General features: G+C 68.1%; 15 protein-coding genes. 12 read left to right on the top strand and 3 right to left on the bottom strand.

Annotated features, from left to right (window positions below):
* On the bottom strand, nucleotides 1-432 hold a 432-nt coding region (locus tag ACIBI9_RS66810), incomplete at its 3' end, for a transposase family protein (protein WP_397239314.1).
* A 209-nt stretch (nucleotides 433-641) separates the two neighbouring features.
* Between ACIBI9_RS66810 and ACIBI9_RS66805 the strand changes: the two genes are divergently transcribed.
* The 11 genes from ACIBI9_RS66805 to ACIBI9_RS66755 all read left to right on the top strand — a co-directional run bounded on the left by ACIBI9_RS66805 (nucleotide 642) and on the right by ACIBI9_RS66755 (nucleotide 15,735).
* Nucleotides 642-1,880 (top strand): asparagine synthase-related protein, encoded by a 1,239-nt coding sequence (locus tag ACIBI9_RS66805; protein WP_397239312.1) that lies wholly within the window; start codon nucleotides 642-644, stop codon nucleotides 1,878-1,880.
* Nucleotides 1,881-1,901: 21 nt separating this feature from the next.
* The gene (locus tag ACIBI9_RS66800) at nucleotides 1,902-2,156 is read left to right on the top strand and encodes a lasso peptide biosynthesis PqqD family chaperone (RefSeq protein WP_397239310.1); all 255 of its coding nucleotides are present in this window, start codon (nucleotides 1,902-1,904) and stop codon (nucleotides 2,154-2,156) included.
* Entirely contained in the window at nucleotides 2,153-2,710 is a 558-nt protein-coding gene (locus ACIBI9_RS66795) for a lasso peptide biosynthesis B2 protein (protein ID WP_397239308.1), read from the top strand. The genes ACIBI9_RS66800 and ACIBI9_RS66795 overlap by 4 nt, the downstream gene beginning before the upstream one ends.
* Nucleotides 2,694-2,822, top strand: coding sequence for a lasso RiPP family leader peptide-containing protein (locus ACIBI9_RS66790; RefSeq protein ID WP_397239306.1), 129 nt, complete (start codon nucleotides 2,694-2,696; stop codon nucleotides 2,820-2,822). Before ACIBI9_RS66795 ends, ACIBI9_RS66790 begins: the two co-directional genes overlap by 17 nt.
* Nucleotides 2,823-3,031: 209 nt before the next feature.
* Entirely contained in the window at nucleotides 3,032-3,712 is a 681-nt protein-coding gene (locus ACIBI9_RS66785) for a bacteriocin fulvocin C-related protein (RefSeq protein WP_397239304.1), read from the top strand.
* A gap of 231 nt (nucleotides 3,713-3,943) precedes the next feature.
* Nucleotides 3,944-5,665, top strand: coding sequence for an ABC transporter ATP-binding protein (locus ACIBI9_RS66780; protein ID WP_397239302.1), 1,722 nt, complete (start codon nucleotides 3,944-3,946; stop codon nucleotides 5,663-5,665).
* A 102-nt stretch (nucleotides 5,666-5,767) separates the two neighbouring features.
* Nucleotides 5,768-8,449, top strand: a complete 2,682-nt coding sequence (gene lanL / locus ACIBI9_RS66775; RefSeq protein ID WP_397239300.1) for a class IV lanthionine synthetase LanL — start codon at nucleotides 5,768-5,770, stop codon at nucleotides 8,447-8,449.
* 4 nt (nucleotides 8,450-8,453) lie between these two features.
* Nucleotides 8,454-8,579, top strand: a complete 126-nt coding sequence (locus ACIBI9_RS66770) for an ALQxL family class IV lanthipeptide (protein WP_397239298.1) — start codon at nucleotides 8,454-8,456, stop codon at nucleotides 8,577-8,579.
* Entirely contained in the window at nucleotides 8,525-8,998 is a 474-nt protein-coding gene (locus ACIBI9_RS66765; protein WP_397239316.1) for a TetR/AcrR family transcriptional regulator, read from the top strand. Before ACIBI9_RS66770 ends, ACIBI9_RS66765 begins: the two co-directional genes overlap by 55 nt.
* 148 nt (nucleotides 8,999-9,146) lie before the next feature.
* Nucleotides 9,147-11,579: a S1 family peptidase gene (locus tag ACIBI9_RS66760; protein WP_397239296.1), complete on the top strand. Its 2,433-nt coding sequence runs from the start codon at nucleotides 9,147-9,149 to the stop codon at nucleotides 11,577-11,579.
* Between the two features lie 55 nt (nucleotides 11,580-11,634).
* A complete protein-coding gene (locus tag ACIBI9_RS66755; RefSeq protein WP_397239294.1) occupies nucleotides 11,635-15,735 on the top strand; it encodes a DddA-like double-stranded DNA deaminase toxin in 4,101 nt (1,366 codons plus the stop codon).
* A 393-nt stretch (nucleotides 15,736-16,128) separates the two neighbouring features.
* On the opposite strand, the gene ACIBI9_RS66750 is transcribed toward ACIBI9_RS66755, so the two are convergent.
* Nucleotides 16,129-16,470: a hypothetical protein gene (locus ACIBI9_RS66750; protein ID WP_397239292.1), complete on the bottom strand. Its 342-nt coding sequence runs from the start codon at nucleotides 16,468-16,470 to the stop codon at nucleotides 16,129-16,131.
* 65 nt (nucleotides 16,471-16,535) lie between these two features.
* Nucleotides 16,536-16,838, bottom strand: a complete 303-nt coding sequence (locus tag ACIBI9_RS66745) for a hypothetical protein (RefSeq protein WP_397239290.1) — start codon at nucleotides 16,836-16,838, stop codon at nucleotides 16,536-16,538.
* A 183-nt stretch (nucleotides 16,839-17,021) separates the two neighbouring features.
* Here ACIBI9_RS66745 and ACIBI9_RS66740 point away from each other — a divergent pair, with 183 nt between their 5' ends.
* Nucleotides 17,022-18,224, top strand: a complete 1,203-nt coding sequence (locus ACIBI9_RS66740; RefSeq protein ID WP_397239288.1) for a DUF5685 family protein — start codon at nucleotides 17,022-17,024, stop codon at nucleotides 18,222-18,224.
* Nucleotides 18,225-18,478 lie beyond the last annotated feature (254 nt).

Raw genomic sequence — 18,478 nt, 5'->3', positions numbered from 1 at the left:
TGAGGCCCACACCAGCCGGCCCGCAGGGTCGGCCAGCAGTTGCACGTTCATCCCGTGTTGCTTGTGTTTGCCGCTGTAGTACGGCCGCTCGTCGGCGAGGCGGTCGATCGGGATGAGGGTGCCATCCAGGATGGTGTAGGCCAGCCGGGACGCCCGCTCGGCGGCGGCGTGCACGTCGTCGGCCAGCTCGGCGAGCAGGTTCACGCTTTCGCGGATGTAGCGCCAGGCCGTGGTGGTGCCGATGGCGAAGCCGGCCGCCAGGCGGGCGTAGGTGTCGCCATTGCGCAGGTGGGCCAGGACCAGCAGGGCTTGCTGGGCCGGGTCTAACTTCCGCCACCGGGAGCGCCGTTCGACCCGCCGGATGCGGATGAGCTCGGCCAGGCGGATCAGGGTGTGGTTGGACAGTGGAATCGAGGCACGGTAAGACAGCAACGAGGCTCCCGGTTGGGGCATCGGATCTTGGTCGACTGCTGTCTTATCGGGAGCCTCCTCTCATCCGCCACCGCTTCCCACAGACCCATCCTGACCAGTGCCGTCACGATGGAAAGAGCTCAGTGAGGGGGGTCGCGCCCGGTGCCTGTCTGACGGTGGACCGCGACGGACGAACTGCCCACGAGAGACGCTGGTGGAGGCCACCGGCTATGGAAACATCCCGATCGGCGGGCGCCACCCGCCTGTTAGGGGAACTTACAGAAGCCGTGGCGGCGCGTACGCGCTCCGGCGGCGTGGTGCACTGCGACCTGTCAGGAGGGCTCGACTCGACTCCGCTGTGTTATCTCGCGGCAAAGGGGCCGGCCGAGGTCATAGCGCATACCGGTTACAACGACGACCCAGGCGGAAGAAACGATCTGACTTATGCTCGGATAGCGCTCCGAGTGATGCCGGGTGTGCGGCACTTCATCTATTCGTGGGACGATCAGCCTGAGTTCTTCGGCGGTTTGATGTCGGCTTCGTATTGTTTGGACGAGCCGACGCAGATGCATCTTGCCGGCCCCCGGACAGAAGTCTATGTGGCCAACGCGCGAAGTCGTGGTGCACGTGCGTACATCACCGGGGACGGCGGGGATCATCTTCTGCACCCGCTCCCGTCCGCGAGCCACACGTTGTTCCGGTCAAATCCGCTGGCGGCATGGCGAAGAATACGCAGGTTTCAACAGCTGGAAGCATGGCCGATGGGTGACACGGTTAGAAGCCTGCTCGACAACCGCCCCTATCGCGCCTGGCTGAGCGACCAGGTCAGCAACCTGCGCCCCTTGGAGTTCAAGAAGACGATCCGGTCCTTGGACTGGGACCTGCGCATTTCTCTCCCCCGCTGGTTGACCCGTGATGCCGTCGACCTGATCACAAGCCGCCTCCGGGAACTGGCAGCCGACGTGGAGCCCTTGGGGGCCGGCCGGGCCCTGCACGGCCAGTATGCGATGGTGCTCGACGGCAGCCGCATCCTGCGCGGCGCCCAGCAGATCGCCTCTGCTCAGCAGGTCGCGCTGGAATCGCCATTCTTCGACGACCGTGTCATCGAGGCGTGCTTCTCCGTTCGCCTGATGGAGCGCCCGACGCCTACGGAGCTCAAACCCCTCATGAAGCTGGCCATGCGCGGTCTGCTCCCGACAGAGTTTCTGGCCAGGACCGGATACGAAACGGGAGGGGCGCAGGCCGCGCGAGGGCTGGCCAACCACTGGGACGAGATCCTGGAACTGTGCGAGGAGTCAGGGCTGTCGTCGACCGGCCTGGTCGACATGCGACTGTTTCGCGATTTGTGCCGTCCCGCGCTGTATCGCGAGCGTGACGCCGCGCTCGACGCCACCATCAATTGCGCCGCCTTCCTCCAGGCGCAACGAAAATTCTCGTCGAAATCAGCGTCCGCGTACTCCATTTCCTGACTCGTCCGGATTGGAAATCCAATGTTCGCGTTACATGACGACGTTTCGCACGCGACCACGGACTACGGCATCGTGCTGCTCGACGAGCGAAGTGGCCAGTATTTTCATCTCGATGCCACGAGTGGCCTGATCATCGATCTTCTCAATGCTGGACTCGGTGTCGACGCTGCGGTCCGGAACTTGACCGATCGGTTCGATGTCGACCAGGACCGCGCCAGGAACGACATTCTCGCATTAATCAAATCCTTGGGCGAGAAGGGGCTCCTCAAATCATGACCTTCAGCCGCGATGGGGATCGGCCGGTATCGGCCAGGACGCGGGCCGCCGCATGCTTCGCCGAGGGTCTTGCTCACCTCGTGGCACGACTGCCTCCCAGACGCATCCGAATGCTCCTCCGCGTGCTGGGGAAGGGGGCACGGCCCGCACGAAATGACGAAGTCGCCCATGTCCGAACATGTCTGCTCTCGACCCGTATCCGTCTCCGTGGCGTCGAGGCCTGCCTGCCGCGCTCCCTCGCCGTGGTGTTGCTCTCTCGGATGCGCGGTGCTCAGGCGACGTGGTGCGTCGGAGTCCTGAGATCGCCCCCCTTTCTCGCGCACGCCTGGGTCGAGGCCGACGGGGAGATGGTCGGCGAGCACCTGGACAGTATGCAATTCGTCCGACTTCTCGCTGCCGGCCCGTCGGCGAGAGGTCCACATCGGCCCGATTCCCCTGAGGAATCGAATGCTCCCGGCGGGCAAGCACTCGCCGGGACCGCCCGATACAGGCCGGCGGCCGCATCGGGCGGAAATTCATCGGGAGGAGGTGAAATCAATGGACAAGCGCTATGAGACGCCCACGGTCACCGAGTTGGGCGAGTTCGCTGCCGAGACCGGGATCTTCGGTGTGCGGAACTGGGAGGAAGTTGACGCGGTCAAGGACTGCTGGCACCCGTTCTGCTGATGCCGGGCATCAGTAGCTGAAATGGCAGTTCGAGCAGATCGTGAGGTATACGACGAGGCGCTCCTCACCTCTCGTATACCTCACGATCTCACGAAGATCAGGGGAACATGATGGGTGAGGGATCGGCGAGGTGGGTGCTCGCATTCGACGACTACTGCGCTCAATGCCGCAGGGTGGCGGATGCTGTCGCACAATCGTGCGATGGACGGGTGGACACGATCTCGCTCTCCCATGACGACGTGAAGATCTGGTGCAAGAAGGCTCTGGGGCGCGACTGCCCGTGGCGGCCGCTGCTGGTCGAGGTATCCCCGAACGGGATCCGCCTCTGGACAGGCCTTCCGCTCATGTTTGTGCTCTGTCGCAGGATCGGGCCACGAGGTGCGATGCGGCTCCTCCAGGCCCTGAGCAGGCTCGATAGCGCGAATGCCGATGCACAAACCCCCGTCGGCCCCATATCTTCCATGACCAGTCTGCTGAAGCTCTCCCGGCGACTCCTGCGCAAGAAGGGCGCCGACGTGACCCCCGAAGTCGTGGAGATGCGCGCCTGGCTTGACGAGAACAAGGACGTGCTTCCCCGAACGTATGACGACATCGTGGCGCACCCGGTCGCCTATCGGCGGATGATCTATTCACAGCTCTCGGTCGAGGAGAAGGCGGCTCTCATGAGAGACCGCCTTGCGCATTACGTACATGAGCACCCCGGCCTGTCCGCTCAGCAGAGCACGGCCATCAGCACTGCCCGTGCGATATTCGGCGATCCGTCTCTGGTGGCGAATCCGCGCGACGTACAGGTCCGCGCGCAGCTTGACCGGGCGCGTCACGCCGTGACGAATGCCTTCGGGGAAGACGAAGCCATGGTGATCCTCACCATGTTCGGCCCACCCGACTGATCCTCAGGCCGCCTGAACCCGGCTCAGCATCTGTTCGGAAGAGAGTGCAGGCGGCTTTCACCGGCTCGAGATCGAGCCCACAGATACGGATGACGTGCGTCCTCCGCCGCTCAGCGGAGTGGTCGGGACGAAGGGAATGCCATGCCACACGACCGACCGGAAGGCACGACCGAACCAGCGGGGAAGGTCCCGCTGAGCGCGCTGCTTGCCTATTTACGACCGCATCGCAACATGCTGCTGATCGGCGCGCTGCTATCGGTGGCGGGCAGTAGCGCGACGCTGGTCATACCGCAGGCGGCCGAGTACATCGTGAACGCCTTCGGCTCCGGTCGGCCCATTGCCGGGCCGCTGATCGCGCTCTCGGTCGCCGCCATTTTCGGTGTGGCGGTCATGGCGTTCGGGACGTACCTGATGGAACGTACCGGTGAAGGCGTCGTCTATGACGCGCGCCGCAACCTGGTGGGTCGCATGCTGCGGCTCAAGATGGCCGATGTGGACCGGCTCAGGCCAGGTGACCTGCTGTCCAGGGTGACCAGTGACACCACGTTGTTGCGAACCGTACTGACCAACGGCCTTATCGAGTCGCTCGGCTCGTCGTTCATGCTGGTCGGCGCGGTTGTCGCGATGGTGGTCAAGGATTTCATCCTGTTTTTGGTCACCCTGCTGGTGCTGATCGTGGTCGGCGGCATCGTGGGCCTGCTCATGCCGAAGATTCGAAGAGCACAGTTCAAGGCGCAGGAAGCGGTCGGTGAGATGGGCGCCAGGCTGGACCGCGCGCTGCAGGCATACCGGACCGTCAAGGCCAGTGGCGTCGAAGCCCGCGAGATCGAATCGGTGGTGAGCGCCGCCAGGCAGGCTCGCGACCGGGGTGTTCAGGTGGCCGTCTGGGGCTCGCTGGCGGGGGTGTCCACCTGGGTGGCCTTCCAGGGGGCATTCGTGGCCGTGTTCGCGATCGGCGGTGTCCGGGTGGCCTCGGGTGCCATGACCGTCGCCGAGCTCGTCGCCTTCTTCCTCTACCTGTTCTTCATGGTCATGCCGATCAGTCAGATCATCCAGAGCACGATCCTGGTCCAGAACGGCTTGGCTGCGCTCAAGCGCATCAACGAGATCCAGGAGCTGCCCGCCGAACCGCTGGGCTCCACCCGACCCACCCGGGCAGAACCTCTGGGTGTCACCTTTTCCGACGTCACCTTCCGGTACGGCGACGACCGTCCGGTTGTGCACGATCGCACCACCTTCGAGGTGCCCCCTGGCGGCCTGACCGCCTTGGTCGGCCCCTCCGGAGCCGGCAAGTCTACCGTCTTCGCCCTGCTGGAACGCTTCTACGAGCATCAGAGCGGCACCATCACCGTCGGCGGCCGTGATATCCGCGAGTGGCCGCTGGACGAGTTGCGCGCCGTCTTGGGCTACGTCGAGCAGGACGCCCCCGTCCTGGCGGGGACACTTCGGGAGAACCTGTTGTTCGCGGCTCCCGATGCCACCGAGGAGGAGATGCACGCCGCGCTCGCCCTTACTCGCCTGGACGACCTGGCCGCCCGCCTGCCCAAGGGATTGGATACCGCCGTCGGCCATCGCGGTGTGCTGCTGTCCGGTGGTGAGCGCCAGCGGGTGGCGATCGCCAGGGCGCTGCTGCGCAAGCCCCGACTGCTGCTGCTGGATGAGGCCACTTCTCAACTGGACGCGGTCAACGAGCTACGGCTGCGGGAGGTGATCGCCGAGGTGGCGCGCGAAACCACGGTTCTGGTCATCGCACACCGGCTGTCCACCGTGGCCAACGCCGATCGCATAGCGGTCATGGAGGGCGGACGGATGCGAGCCGTGGGCACCCATGACGAGTTGGTCGGATCGGACTCGCTCTACCGGGAGCTGACCACTACCCAGTTCCTCACGCCCGGGGTGACGGGCCGCGCAGTCGGCGTGGGGAGGAGTACCGGTGAGGACGGCGTTCAGTGAGGATGAACGCCAGTCGCGGGCGCGTCATCGACCCCCGCGTCGCGCAGGGGCGCAAGAGCCCGTCCCTGACCCCGTACTCCGCACGCGCCGAGGAGGAACTGCATGCAGAACGAGGATCTCGTTGGGCCGCTGCGCACGCTCCTGGAGGAGATTGCGGCTCCGGAGCAGTGGAGGCTCCGCGTCGAGTCATTCTGGTGCTATGTGGAGCCGCCGGGCTACGCGTGGCGATTACAGGGCTGGAAGCTGCACGTCTCGGCCATCGTGGCCTCGGCGCCGCAGGTGCTGGCGAACGCGACACGCGTGCTGGTGGCCAACCGAGCCTGTTTCAAGTTCGCCAAGGGTTCGACCCAGGTCGCCGAGCTGACCTCTATGCGCTACCCGCGAGCCGGCGGCGGCAAGTTCATCACCGTCTATCCCGATGACGATCGGCACTTCCGGGTGCTGATCGAGGAATTGCACCGGGTCACCGAGGGACTGGCCGGGCCCGTCGTACTCTCCGACCGCCCCTATCTCCCCGGCAGCCTGGTCCACTACCGGTACGGCGGGTTCACCGGGACGATGACCAGGCTGGACGACGACGGCTTCTACGTTCCCATGCTCGTGGGCCCCGACGGCTCCTGGGTGGACGATCGGCGCCAGGCGTGGTTCTCGCCCCCGCCGTGGGCGCCGTCCCCGCTCCCGCTCGCTCCCCCGCTGAAGCCGCCGCGAGAGCACGGCGGGCCGGTCCTGATCGGCGGCCGCTTCCACGTGCACGAGGCGATCCGCCACTCCCATCGGGGCGGCGTGTACCGGGCCCTGGACGAGGAGACCGGGCAGTCGGTGATCCTTAAAGAGGCGCGACCGCACGTCGCCGACGCCCGGACCTGGCTGTGCCATGAGGCGGACATGCTGGAGAGACTGGCGCCCCTGGGCCTCGCCCCGCGCGGGGTGGCGCTGCTCGACTATCAAGATCATCTGTTCCTGGCCCAGGAGGAGATTCCGGGGTGTTCGCTCCGCCAGTGGGTGGAGGAGCGGTCACGCGAGAGGGCCGACCGCCGCCCGCCACCGGCCGACACGCTGACCCTCGCCCAGCGCCTCATGGATGCCGTGGCGCAGGTGCACGACGCCGGCGTGGTGCTGCGCGACCTGAGTCCGGGCAACGTCGTGGTCCTCCCGGACCTCACCCTCCGGTTCGTGGACCTGGAGTTCGCGGCCGAGCCGGACGAGCGGGCGGCCAGGGTCGCCACCCCTGGTTACACGGCGCCGGAGCAGGCCGATGCGGGCACGGCCGAGGTGGCAGCCTCGCAGGCGGCCGACCTCTACAGTCTCGGCGCGTGCCTGCTGTTCCTCTGCGGCGGCAACCATCCGGTGCTCCCGCCCGAGGACGACCCGGCGCGCCCGCTCGGCGAGCGTATGGACCTGCTGGTCCGTACCGCCATGCACGGCAATCCGTCCCTGCTGCGGCTGGCCCCCGCGGTCCTCGGGCTGACGGCCGCGGATCCGGCCGCACGATGGAGCCTCGGCCGCGTCCGGGCCTCGCTCGGGAACGGCGGGCCCCGACCGGGTCCCATCGCCACCCTCGCCCCAGAGGAGCAGGAGAGCCTGCTGCACGACCTGCTGGACCACACCGTGGAGCGCATGACCCCCGGCGGGAGACATCTATGGCCGCCGACGTTGTACGAGAATCGCACCGGCGACCCCGGCAACGTCCACACCGGCGCAGGGGGCGTCGTGGCAGTGCTCGACCGGGCGGTGCGCGTCCTGGGCGGCGAGCACAGGCGGGCGGCCCTCGCCGAGGCGGCCCGCTGGCTGGACGAGGAACTGCAGCGAGAGCCCCGGATCCTGCCCGGACTGTTCTTCGGCCGGTCGGGCTCCGCCTGGGCGCTGTACGAGGCCGCGCGTACGCTGGGTGATGACCAGATGGCGGGGCGGGCGCTCTCCTACGCCAAGCGGGTGCCCCTCCGCTGGCCCGTCCCCGACTACACCCACGGCACGGCGGGTGCGGGAGTCGCGCAGCTCGCCCTGTGGCGGGCCACGGGCCAGGAGGAGTTCCGGGCACGAGCCGCGTTCTGCGCGGAGGCACTGGCGGAGAGCTGCGACCTGCGGGGAGGGGAGCCGTTGTGGCCGATCCCCGAGCGGGCGGGCGCCGGTTTGGGCAGCGTCACCCACTACGGCTTCGCGCACGGCGTCGCCGGGATCGCCACTTTCCTGCTGGCAGCCGGCGAGGCCCTGGCTGAGCCGCGATACACGGAGATCGCCGTGGCCTGTGGCGAGATGTTGTGCTCCCGGGCGCAGCCGCTCGGCGACACTGTCCGCTGGCCGGTCGGCCCCACCAGTGACGGTCCGGAAGGGCAGGTCACCGCGTGGTGGTGCAACGGCTCCGGGGGCATCGGTGCCTTCCTCATCCGGCTGTGGCGAGTGACCGGCGAGGCCCCTTTCCGCGACGCCGCCGAACGCGCGGCAACCGCGGTCCTGAACGAGAGATGGCTGGTCAGCCACATTCACTGCCATGGCAACGCGGGCAACGGCGAGCTGCTCATCGACCTGGCCGCCCTGCTGGGCGACGAACGCCACCTCACCCGGGCCGCCGAGATCGCGGCCTGCGTCTACGGTGGTCACGTGCGCGAGGGCGGACGCAAGATCATCCCGCCCCAGGTCACACCGGGACTGTCCTACAGCTACAACATGGGTCTCGCCGGGATCATCGGTTTCCTACTGCGCCTGCGATATGGAGGCCGCCGCTGGTTCATGCCCGATGTTTTTTCCCTCGATGTACCGGCCAACCCCGTCAAGGAAGGGAGGTGACGCAATGACTACCGACGTCGCGGCGCTACAGGAACTCACCGCCCAGGAGGGCGACGACGTTCAGGTGAACGCGGTCTGCTGCATAACCTGGACCATTCCCGGCTGCGGGATGTCCTGGGTGTCCACGTAGGGCACCGTTCCCGCCGGAGGAGCGAGGGGCCCACCCCAGCTCCTCCGGCGGTTTCGCGCAGCACGAAGACCAGCACATACAGCCGTTACCGCGCCTCCGCCGTCGCCAAGCGCTCCGAGGCCACTCGTATCGCGCTGATCGATGCAGCTCGGCGCCTGTTCGTCGCCAAGGGATACTTCGCCACCGGACCCGAGGAAATCGTCGCCGAAGCCCAAGTAGGGACCAGAGGGGCGCTCTATCACCACTTCAGCGACAAGAAGGCGCTGTTCCATGCGGTGTTCGAAGCCGTCGAAACCGATCTGCGCGGCCGACGCCGTCCACCTGGACCCCGCCGATCTACCGGCCTATGCCGGAAGCTGTTCGACTCCCCCCGAGACCTCTTCCTGGCGCGCTCAGGACCCGCTCAACGCGGTCGCTGACAGCCTCACCAATCGCAGTCCTTCCAGGCTTTGACCTGCTCTCGAAGAGTGGTTCGCCGGTGATCGCCATATGCCATGCCTACATGTAGTACAACGGCCTCTGCAGCGACATGGCGTCGAGCCGGGTCCGTTGCGATCGATTGGGTAAATGCCCGGTTTATGTCCGGGTAGCGCCCTGGTTAGCGGATGGCCTGATCTTCACAATCGTGCCGTGAACCTCCAGCGGATCATTCGGTCCTTACACATCACGACCCTCTCCCTCCTGATGGTCGCCTCCTCCGCAGTGCTCTGGGCAGGGGCGACGCCGGCCCAGGCCGTCAAGGGCGCCGGCCCGGTGGCCGACGGTACGTACGGTTTCGTGGCGAAGGTGAGCGTCGGCGAGACGCACAGCTGCACCGGAGCCCTCGTCAGCCCGCAATGGGTGATCACCGCCACCAGTTGTTTCGCCTCCCAAGGGCAGTCCGTCACGAGCGGAGCGCCGAAGACGGCGACGACGGTGACGGTCGGCAGGACGGATCTGTCCGGTACGAGCGGGCGGGTGCTGCCCGTGGAATGGATCCACCCGCACCGCGACCGGGACATCGTGCTGGTCAAGCTGGCGCTGCGGGCAGTCGGCATCACACCTGCCGTGGTCGGCTCCGCCGTTCCTGCCGCGGGGGACGCGCTGCAGGTCGTGGGCTATGGACGAACGGCTGAGCAGTGGGCGCCCAACCGGGTGCATGCCGCGCCGGTCGTGGCGGGGGCCGTGGACGCCGGCTCGTTCGGCTGGACCGGGGCGAACGGCAGTGACGTGAGCGCCTGTCAGGGGGACGCGGGCGCGCCGGTGCTGCGCACGAGCGGGGACCGCGCGGAGCTCGTCGGGCTCAGCTCCGGCGCGGGCCAGGGAGGCTGCCTGGGCGCGGCCGGCGACGGGGCGCGCGGGGGAGATGCGGCGCGGGTGGACGACCTGGCGAGCTGGATCCGCACGGTCGCGATCGAGCCCACCACGTCCTTCGCACAGTACGGCGGCAGCGTGACCGGTATCGGCGGCTATGACCTGAAGGACAACCGTGATCAGGCGGTGGCCTTCGATTACGACCATTCGGGAAAGCTGGATCACCTGCTGCTCTACCGTCCGGGCTCGCAGATCGTCTTCATCGTCAAGCGGGGGACGGACGGCACCTACGCCCCGGTCTTCTCCTCGACCACTGGTATCGGTGGCTATGACCTGAAGGACAACCGGGACCGCATCATCGCCTTTGACTACAGGGGTTCGGGAAAGCTGGACCATCTGCTGCTCTACCGTCCGGGCGGGCAGACGGCCTGGATTCTCGAGCACGGTGCGGGCAACACGTTCAAAGCCGTTTTCCACAGCTCGGCCGGCATCGGCGAATATGACCTGGAGAGCGCCGAGGACCAGATCATCGCCTTCGACTACGAGCATTCGGGGAAGCTGGATCATCTGCTGTTGTACCGGCCGGGGACCGGTATGGCCCGCATTCTCCGGCACAACGGTAATGCCACGTTCACGACGGTCTTCGCCACGGCCGATGGCGGGATCGGCGGGTACGACCTGAAGGATGCCAAGGACCGGATCATCGCCTTTGACTACACGGGTTCGGGGAAGCCGGACCATCTGGTGCTCTACCGTCCGGGCGGGGAGACGGCCTGGGTGCTCGAGCATGGCGCGGGCAACACGTTCAGGGCCGTCTTCACCAGTGCGGCCGGCATCGGTGGCTATGACCTGAAGAGCACGGCGGACCAGATCATCGCCTACGACTACGAACATACGGGGAAGCTGGATCATCTGCTGCTCTACCGTCCGGGCGGGAAGACAGCCTGGATCCTGAAGCACGGCGCGGGCAATTCGTTCACAGCGGTGTTCCACAGCTCGACGGGCATCGGTGGCTACGACCTTGAGCTGGCGAAGGACCGCATCATCGCCTTCGACTACAGGAGTACGGGCGGGCAGAGCCATCTGTTCGCCTACCGTCCGGGCGACCAGATCGCCTACTTCGCGGGACGGGCTCTTCCGCCGGTACGGGTGGTTCCGGTCACCGTGACGCCCGTCATCGGCCCGGACTCCATCGTGGAGCGATTCGCCTACCCCGCGCACTTCCCGCACGAATACGCGGGCACCTCAGGCCAGACCGATTGGGGTACGGAAAAGGCCCAGGAGAAGAACTTCGAGCTGATCTCCGGGAACGGCGGGATCATCTGGGTCTCGTGCAGCTCGTCCCCGGAGAACGGGGTCGGCGTGCTCAAGGTGTTCCCGGGCCTGCTGAACGGCCAGCCCGTGGTCGGTGAGCCGCACCTGGGTGTGATGGCGGTGTGCTTCAAGGTCCTCGCGCCCACGGGATGGGTGAAGCTCCGGATCCCGAACGTCTTCGAGGTTCAAGGAGACAGCCGCTCGCCGGGCGCCGGCCACGACGTGGACGCGACAGTCGTCAACGTGGAGACCGGAACGGAGCGGACCAAGCGCGTCGAACGGGACGAGAGTGAGCAGTTCGGGCGCTCGGATACCACCACCTGTGACGCGAGCCACCCCGATTATCCCGAGAACTGTAGCGAGACCCTCCTGGAGCTGCGGGTCGTCAGCTGAGTACTGAACGGCCGGTCGGGGCGCATGAGCTCCGGCCGGCCGTTCAGCTCGTTCATTGACCACATCGACGGAAATGGTGGAAGTGAATACGATTCGAGCGTTACGTGGTGGCAGGACGGCCGGGGTCATCGGCACCGTGCTCTCGCTGCTTCTCGCAGGCAGCCCCATCACCGAGGCAAAGGCGGCGGCGGACCCGCCCCCAGCACCGGTATGCGAACGTCAGGTGGTTCTGGAAGCGTGGGTGACGGGCGGCGTGAACGTGCGTCCGGCCGCCGAGAGGGCGCTGCTCGGGGACAGAGCGGCGGTCTGTGCCCTGCTCGCCGAGCTTCCCCGGCTCGTGGCGCAGGACGATCGTGAGCAGGTCGGCCGCATCAAGTCCCAGGGCGAGCCTGAGGTGGCCGCCGCCGCCAATGCCGCCCTGGTCTCGGACGACCCCGGCGCCGTGGCGAAGTTCCTCGACGGTGGCTGGGAGACCGCCCGGGAGATCGACCTGCGCGCCAGCGTGAACAAGATGAAGGCGACTGGCGGACCGGAGGTCAAGGCTGCCGCGAACGCGGTGCTGCGCAACGGGTCGCGTGCGGACCTGGGGAAGTTCGTCGACTCGGGCTGGCGGGTGCCGTACCGGATGGACCTGCGCGTGGTCGTCAACCGGGCGATGTCCGAAGGGGGCCCGCAGGTGCAGGCCGCGGCGAACCGGGCGCTCCAGGACGGCAGCCAGGAGATGCTGGAGCGTTTCGCCCAGATCGACTGGGGGGTGGCCCAGGCCCGGGATAACGAGGCCCAGACCTTGAACGATCTCCGGGCGAGCGCCGCGGAGGCGACCCGCCGCGCGGCGTTGGAGACGGTCTCCGCGGTCGCGCAGGCCGACCGTGCGAAAGCCGAGGCCGCGGCGGCCAAGAGCGACGCGGAAGAGGCGCAACGCCTCGCCTCGCTGGCCGGGCAGGAGTCGGCGGAGGCCAAGCGTCAGGCCCAGCGCGCTGCTGAGGCCGCCGACCGCGCCGCGGCCGCGTCCCGGGTCGCCGTACATGCCGCGCGGACAGCGGCGACGGCCGCGCGCGCAGCCTCAGGGGCCGCCGCACGCGCGGCGACCGCGGCGGCGCGGGCGCACACGAAGTCGGATGAGGCATGGGCGGCCGCGACGGCGGCAGAGCTGGACGCGGCAGCCGCTGCCAAAGCGGAGAAGTACAACCGGGACATGCAGCGGATCGGTCCGGAGATCACCGCGTTGATCTCGCCCATCAATCAGATCATCGTTGTGACCGATCAGGCGAACGCCGCGGTCGCCGCCGCCAATTCGGCCAGGGCGAACACCGAGGCCGCCGGACGCGCGGCCGAGGCCGCCGGGCGTTATGCGGGGGAGGCCAGCGCCGAGGCCCGAAACGCGTTCGCAGCGGCCGCGCGGGCGAAAGCGAGCGCGGACCAGGCGAGGCGCGCCACCGAGGAGACGGTACGTCAGGCGGACATCGCCAAGGACGCGGCCGGAAAGGCGCGCGACGCGGCGACGCGCGCCGTGTCCTACGCGGAGCAGTCGGCGAGCGCCGCGGCGAGCGCGGCCCAGCATGCGGGCAGCGCCGTCAACGCGGCCGAGCTGGCGACGCAGCACGCGAACAACGCCTTCCGCGCGGCGGAGGACGCGTTGGGGGCGGCTGAGACGGCCCAGATCGTTTACAAAGCGGCGCGTGAGGTGGACGCCGAACGACTCCAGAAGGAGCTGGAACTTGAGCTGTCCTTCGCCCGGCACATCAGCCAGAAAGCCGCCGAGGCCCGATTGGGGGAGGCTCGCGGCTTCGATGTGCCGATGGGCCAGTACCACACCCCGCAGGTCGACGCGCTGATCGCCGAGGTCGTCAACGCGCCGGAGACCGAGGTCGCATCGGCGGCCCTCAAGGCGCGGGAGGTGGCCCGCTATTTCGCGACCGTGCCCGGCACGTGGACCAGTTCGGCGGCCATGCAGGCACTCGGTGAGGACGATGACCTCCGTGTCATCGAGTTCGTCAAGAGCGGACTCACGTCCGCCGAAGAGCAGGACGACCGCACGAGGCTGACCGGCCTCATGATCACCGGTAGCGCGGCCATGAGAGCAGCCGCTCAGGACGCTCTCGACAGCGGATGGTCCGACGTCATCGAGTTCCTCAAGGATCCGGACTACCCCGAGCGAGCCGCCGAGGACCGGCAGGAGGTCAACGGCATCCTTTCTGACGCCCGCAGCACCGGCCACACCCACATCGAGGAGGCGGCGAACATCGCCCTGCGTTCGGACGCCCCGGACGCCCTCAAGAAGTTCCTCGACAAGGACCACAACACCGCTTACGCGATCGACATCCGGGCGAAGGTCGGCGCGATCGCCGGGGACGACTCTCACGGGACCGAGGTGCGCAACGGCGCCCAAATCGCGCTGGCCGGCACGACGGCGATGCAGGTCGAGTTCCTGGAGGTGGAGCGGCACCGTGCGGCCCAGCGCGACTACGCGACCGCGACGCACAACTACATCGCCAGTTCCTTGATGATCGAGACTTCCCAGATCGCGCAACAGGCCGTCGACTTCGCGCGCACCGCGCAGGCCGCGGCGGCGGAGGCCCGCGGTGCGGCGGAGGAGGCCATCGATTACGCGAACGACGCCGGCAAGGCGGCCAAGGAGGCGGAGAAGTTCGCGACCGATGCCGTCGCCCACGCCCGCGCTGCCGCCGCGTCCGCGGAACGGGCCGCCGAGGCCGTCCGCACCGCCGCTGCCGCGACCAAGCAGGCCCAGCAGTCGGCCAGGTCGGCGTCCCTCTCGGCCCGCTGGGCCCGCGCCTCGGCCGTCTCGGCGGCACAGGACGCGGCCAGCGCCTACGCCGCCTATGACACCGCGTACGCCGCGCAAATCGCGGCCGGCGAGAGCGCGTCCGTGGCGGCTCGCATCGCCGCGGAAGTGTTCGAGACCTATCGGCTGGAGGCCGAGGGACATTTGCGCGAGCTCAAGAGGGAGTTGAAAGAGCACTGCGAGAATGCCCCCAAACTCGGCGACCCTGGATACCACGACTGCGACGCACGCGCTGAAGAGATCCTGAACGACCCCAAGGGGCCGCTCCACGATCCGGACGGCTTCGCCAAGGACAACGTCGAGCACTGCAAGAGGCAGTTCGTCGGCAAAGCCCAGGACGCCTGTATGTCCATCGTCCTGAGCCCGATATTCTCCTTCGCGGCAAGGGAAATCGGTAACCGGGAGACCGACGCCCAACGCCTCGCCGAAGAGTACATAGCCCTGACCGGCATGGACCTCATCAACGCCGCCTCCCAGTACGGCTTGGTCGGCGATTGCAAGAACGCCCTCAAGGGCGGTGTCGCGGATGCGGCGCAGTCGGTCAAGGACTGCCTCACTGGAGCCCTGGAACTGTCCGAAGATCCCGACTGGGACGAGTATGCGTCCCAGTGGAGGGGGACCTTCGTGGCGTCGCACGTCCCGGAGGAACTTCGGTTCGGCGAGTACAACTCGATCTGGGGAACGATGTACCTGCTCGCGCGCCAATCTGATCTATCCATCCTTTGGGCGACCCGCGAGACCGAGCTGGCAACGTCGATTCTGCGAACTGTTCCGATCGGATGCGTCCAGGAAGGCGGACACTGCCCGTTCGAGGACGTGGCGCGCCAGCTCAAGGACGTGAGCGAGACCATCAAACGGCTCAACAACCAGGGCTACATCGTGGACGAGTCCGGACGAGTGCTCGATGCGAACGGCCTGCCCATCGCGACTCTGCCGCCGGTCACCGATCTGGAGAAGTGGGCGAACTACACCGTCGAGAGCGGTCTGCACGACGACCTCGCGGCCCTCGAACAACGTCTCAGCCTGCTGTACACGCAGCAGTTCGGCCTGCCCATGGCGCCCCCGGCCTGGCACCTTGAGACGCAGCTCGCCTACCGCGTCGCCACGCGGGAGGTGGCGCTGAAGGAGAACACGCTGCGGCTCGTCATGAACAACCGCGGCGGCGTCTGCGACGCGGTGCCGATCAGCGGCACCGGGCCCGACGCACAGCGCCAGACCGTGGCCGGGTGCATCCAGGCCATCAAACTGCTGCTGCCGGCCGGTACCACCATGATCATCTACTATCCGGATCCGGACAATCCGGCGGAACTGCTGGAGGTCACCGTGCGTGGGGTCGGCCGCTGGCGGGACTGATCCTGTGGGATGCGTACGGATGGAGGCGCGGTCGTCGAAGGACGCCGCGCCTTCATCCTGCGGCAGCTCACACCACCGGAAGCCGCCGACGCAGGACTGGGAAGGGATCTTATGGACATCGCTGCGAATGATCAGGCGCCGGGTCGGGCCGGCGCCTCACCGGTGCTGGTCGTTGTCCATGTGCAGGCCGGCCAGCCACGCGGTGCGGCCTGCTCGGCCGACCACGAGCCCCTGGTGTCGGTCGATTGGGCTCCGATCCCGAGGAGTTGGTAAAGAGGCAGGGCCACCTGGGAGAACACGAAAGGTCATGCCCGGGCTGATCGAGATACTGCGTCAGCCACGACCAGCCAAGTGGTCACGAGGAGCCGGACGCGCTGGCAAAGCTGTTTGTGATCATGGCTGTGTGGGCCTGCGCAGCGGCACTCTGTGTCGGGCCGCGTCCCGCCGCGACCTCAACTGCATGACCAGCCCGGCGATGAATGACCCGAGCAGGACCGGTGAAAGGACCGCGAGGGCGCCCCACACAACGAGGCCGAGATAGCCGAGCGCGGACGAATTGTGCGTCGGGTCGGCGTCAGCGGCCGCGAACAGCCCCAGGCCGAGGACGACACCGGCCACCGTGAGCGCGATCGGCGTCCACAGGAGCACGCGGGCCGACACACGGTACGTCCGACTGTGGACACGCCGGGCCGCCGGCACGTTCCGCCGCGGGGGATACCCGACGGATTCGCTCATGCCCCATTTGTACCAGCCGTGTAGGTCCCGCGCCGCCAGGGCCGGCCGTGGCGGTGCGGGGATCGTTAGTGGGTCGTCATGGGGGGCAGATAGGCGATCGGCGTGCATCCGTACTCGCCCGGTTCCCCCAAGTTGCGGTCGAAGCCGGTGAACCGGAAGGACGCGGCGCCGTCGGGCCGCATCGTGACGACGCAGTCGCGCGAAAACACCACGCCGACCGCGACGAGCTCAGCGCCCTCGCCGGGCCTGCCCCACGTCGACAGAGGGTGTATCTGCCATCCGTTCTTAGCTTCTAACGGCTTCTGCAGTTGCTCGCGGGTGGTGGTCAGACAAGCGGCACTGCTGCGCACCGAGCCAGATCCGATCACGGCAAACGATGGCCGTGTGGGTACCCGTTGTCCACCGATTTTGGACCTTTAGGTCGGCAAGCGCAGTGCTCCAGGCCGGTCGGTGAGGGCGCCGTCTCCTTCCTGGGGATCCGTTCGCCGCCGCGGCATCTTCCGGCGGCCTGGTGCTACGGTTGGCTCTCTAATACGCACATAAGGGGACGTATGTTCGGCATTGTCCGCCCGTGTCGGCACGTCCTGTGCAAAGGGCTCTACGCGGACTGGATGGGTCACCTGTGCGGGCTCTGCCTGGCGCTCCGCGACGAGCACGGACACCTGTCCCGTCTGGTGACCAACTACGACGGCCTGCTCGTGTCCGTCCTCACCGAGGCCCAGTCGCCCACGTCCGCGGCGCGCCGACGGGCGGGCCCGTGTGCGCTACGCGGTTTCAAGGGCGCCGACGTGGTGGAGTCCGAGGGGGTACGGCTGGCGGCCTCGGTGTCGCTGCTCCTGGCGGCCGGCAAGGTGAGCGACCACGTGGCGGACGGGGACGGCGTGTACGCACGCGGCCCGGTGGCCGCCGGCGCCACCCGCCTGGCGGGCCGCTGGTCCTCGGCCGGCACGGCCATGGCCGGCACGCTGGGGTTCGACCCCACCCCGCTGACGGCGGCGGCCGACCGCCAGGCCCTCCTGGAACGCGCCCCCGCCCAGGCGCCCCCGGGGAGCAGCGCGGCGCCCGGGTTACGAGAGTTGACGGGGCCTACTGAGGACGCCGTAGCCGCCGCGTTCGCGCACACAGCGGTGCTCGCGGGGAAGCCGCACAACCGGGAGGCTCTGGAGGCGGCCGGTCGCGGATTCGGGAAGCTGGCACACCTGATCGACGCGGTGGAGGACCTGGCCGACGACCGGGAGTCCGGGGCGTACAACCCGCTGGCAGCCACCGGCACCGGCCTGGACGAGGCGCGCCGCCACTGCGACGCCGCGCACGCCGAGCTGCGCGCCGCCGTGGACGGGCTGGACCTGCCCCGCCCCGGCCTGACGCGCGCCCTGCTGGTGCGGGAGACCAGCAGCGCCGTCTCCCGAGCCTTCGCCACCGCCGGAACCCACGGCACCGGCCACCCGCCGGGCCACCCGCCGGGCCACCCGCCGGGCCACCCGCCCGGCCACCCGCCGGGGCACGCGCCCGGCGATCCAGGCGCGCCGCCGGGGCAACGGCCGTCGAAGCGGGATCCCGGCGGGCTGCTGTCGCTGGCGTGCGCTGCGCTGACCTGCTGCACGTGCGGCCTGTACCGGCCCGCCTGGGACGAGGACCGCGAGGGCTCCTTCTGCGAGCGCTTCGACTGCTCCGGTTACGACTGCTGCGGCAACTGCTGCTCCTGCTGCCCGGGCGAGGATGGCTGTTGCTGCGACGGCTGCAGCTGCGACTGACTGCCGCGGGAGTCACGTCAGTAGGGTCTGGGTGATGAGCCCGGTGGCCGATGCCGAAGCGCCCGGTAAGGATCGCGGCCCCCGGAGCGTGCCGTCAGACACCAGCACCGGCGGCCAGCCGTGCTCGGTGCGTGCTCGTACGCCCTCACGTGCCGTCAGCCCCAGGTATTCAATCGGTCGGGTGGTAACGGCCTGAAACAAGAGAAAAGGTGCCCCTGAGCTGCAAGGATTCGAGTGTCGAAGTCGTATCCACC

The organism is Nonomuraea sp. NPDC050451, assembly GCF_044458585.1.
This window is presented reverse-complemented; position numbering and strand designations above follow the sequence as displayed.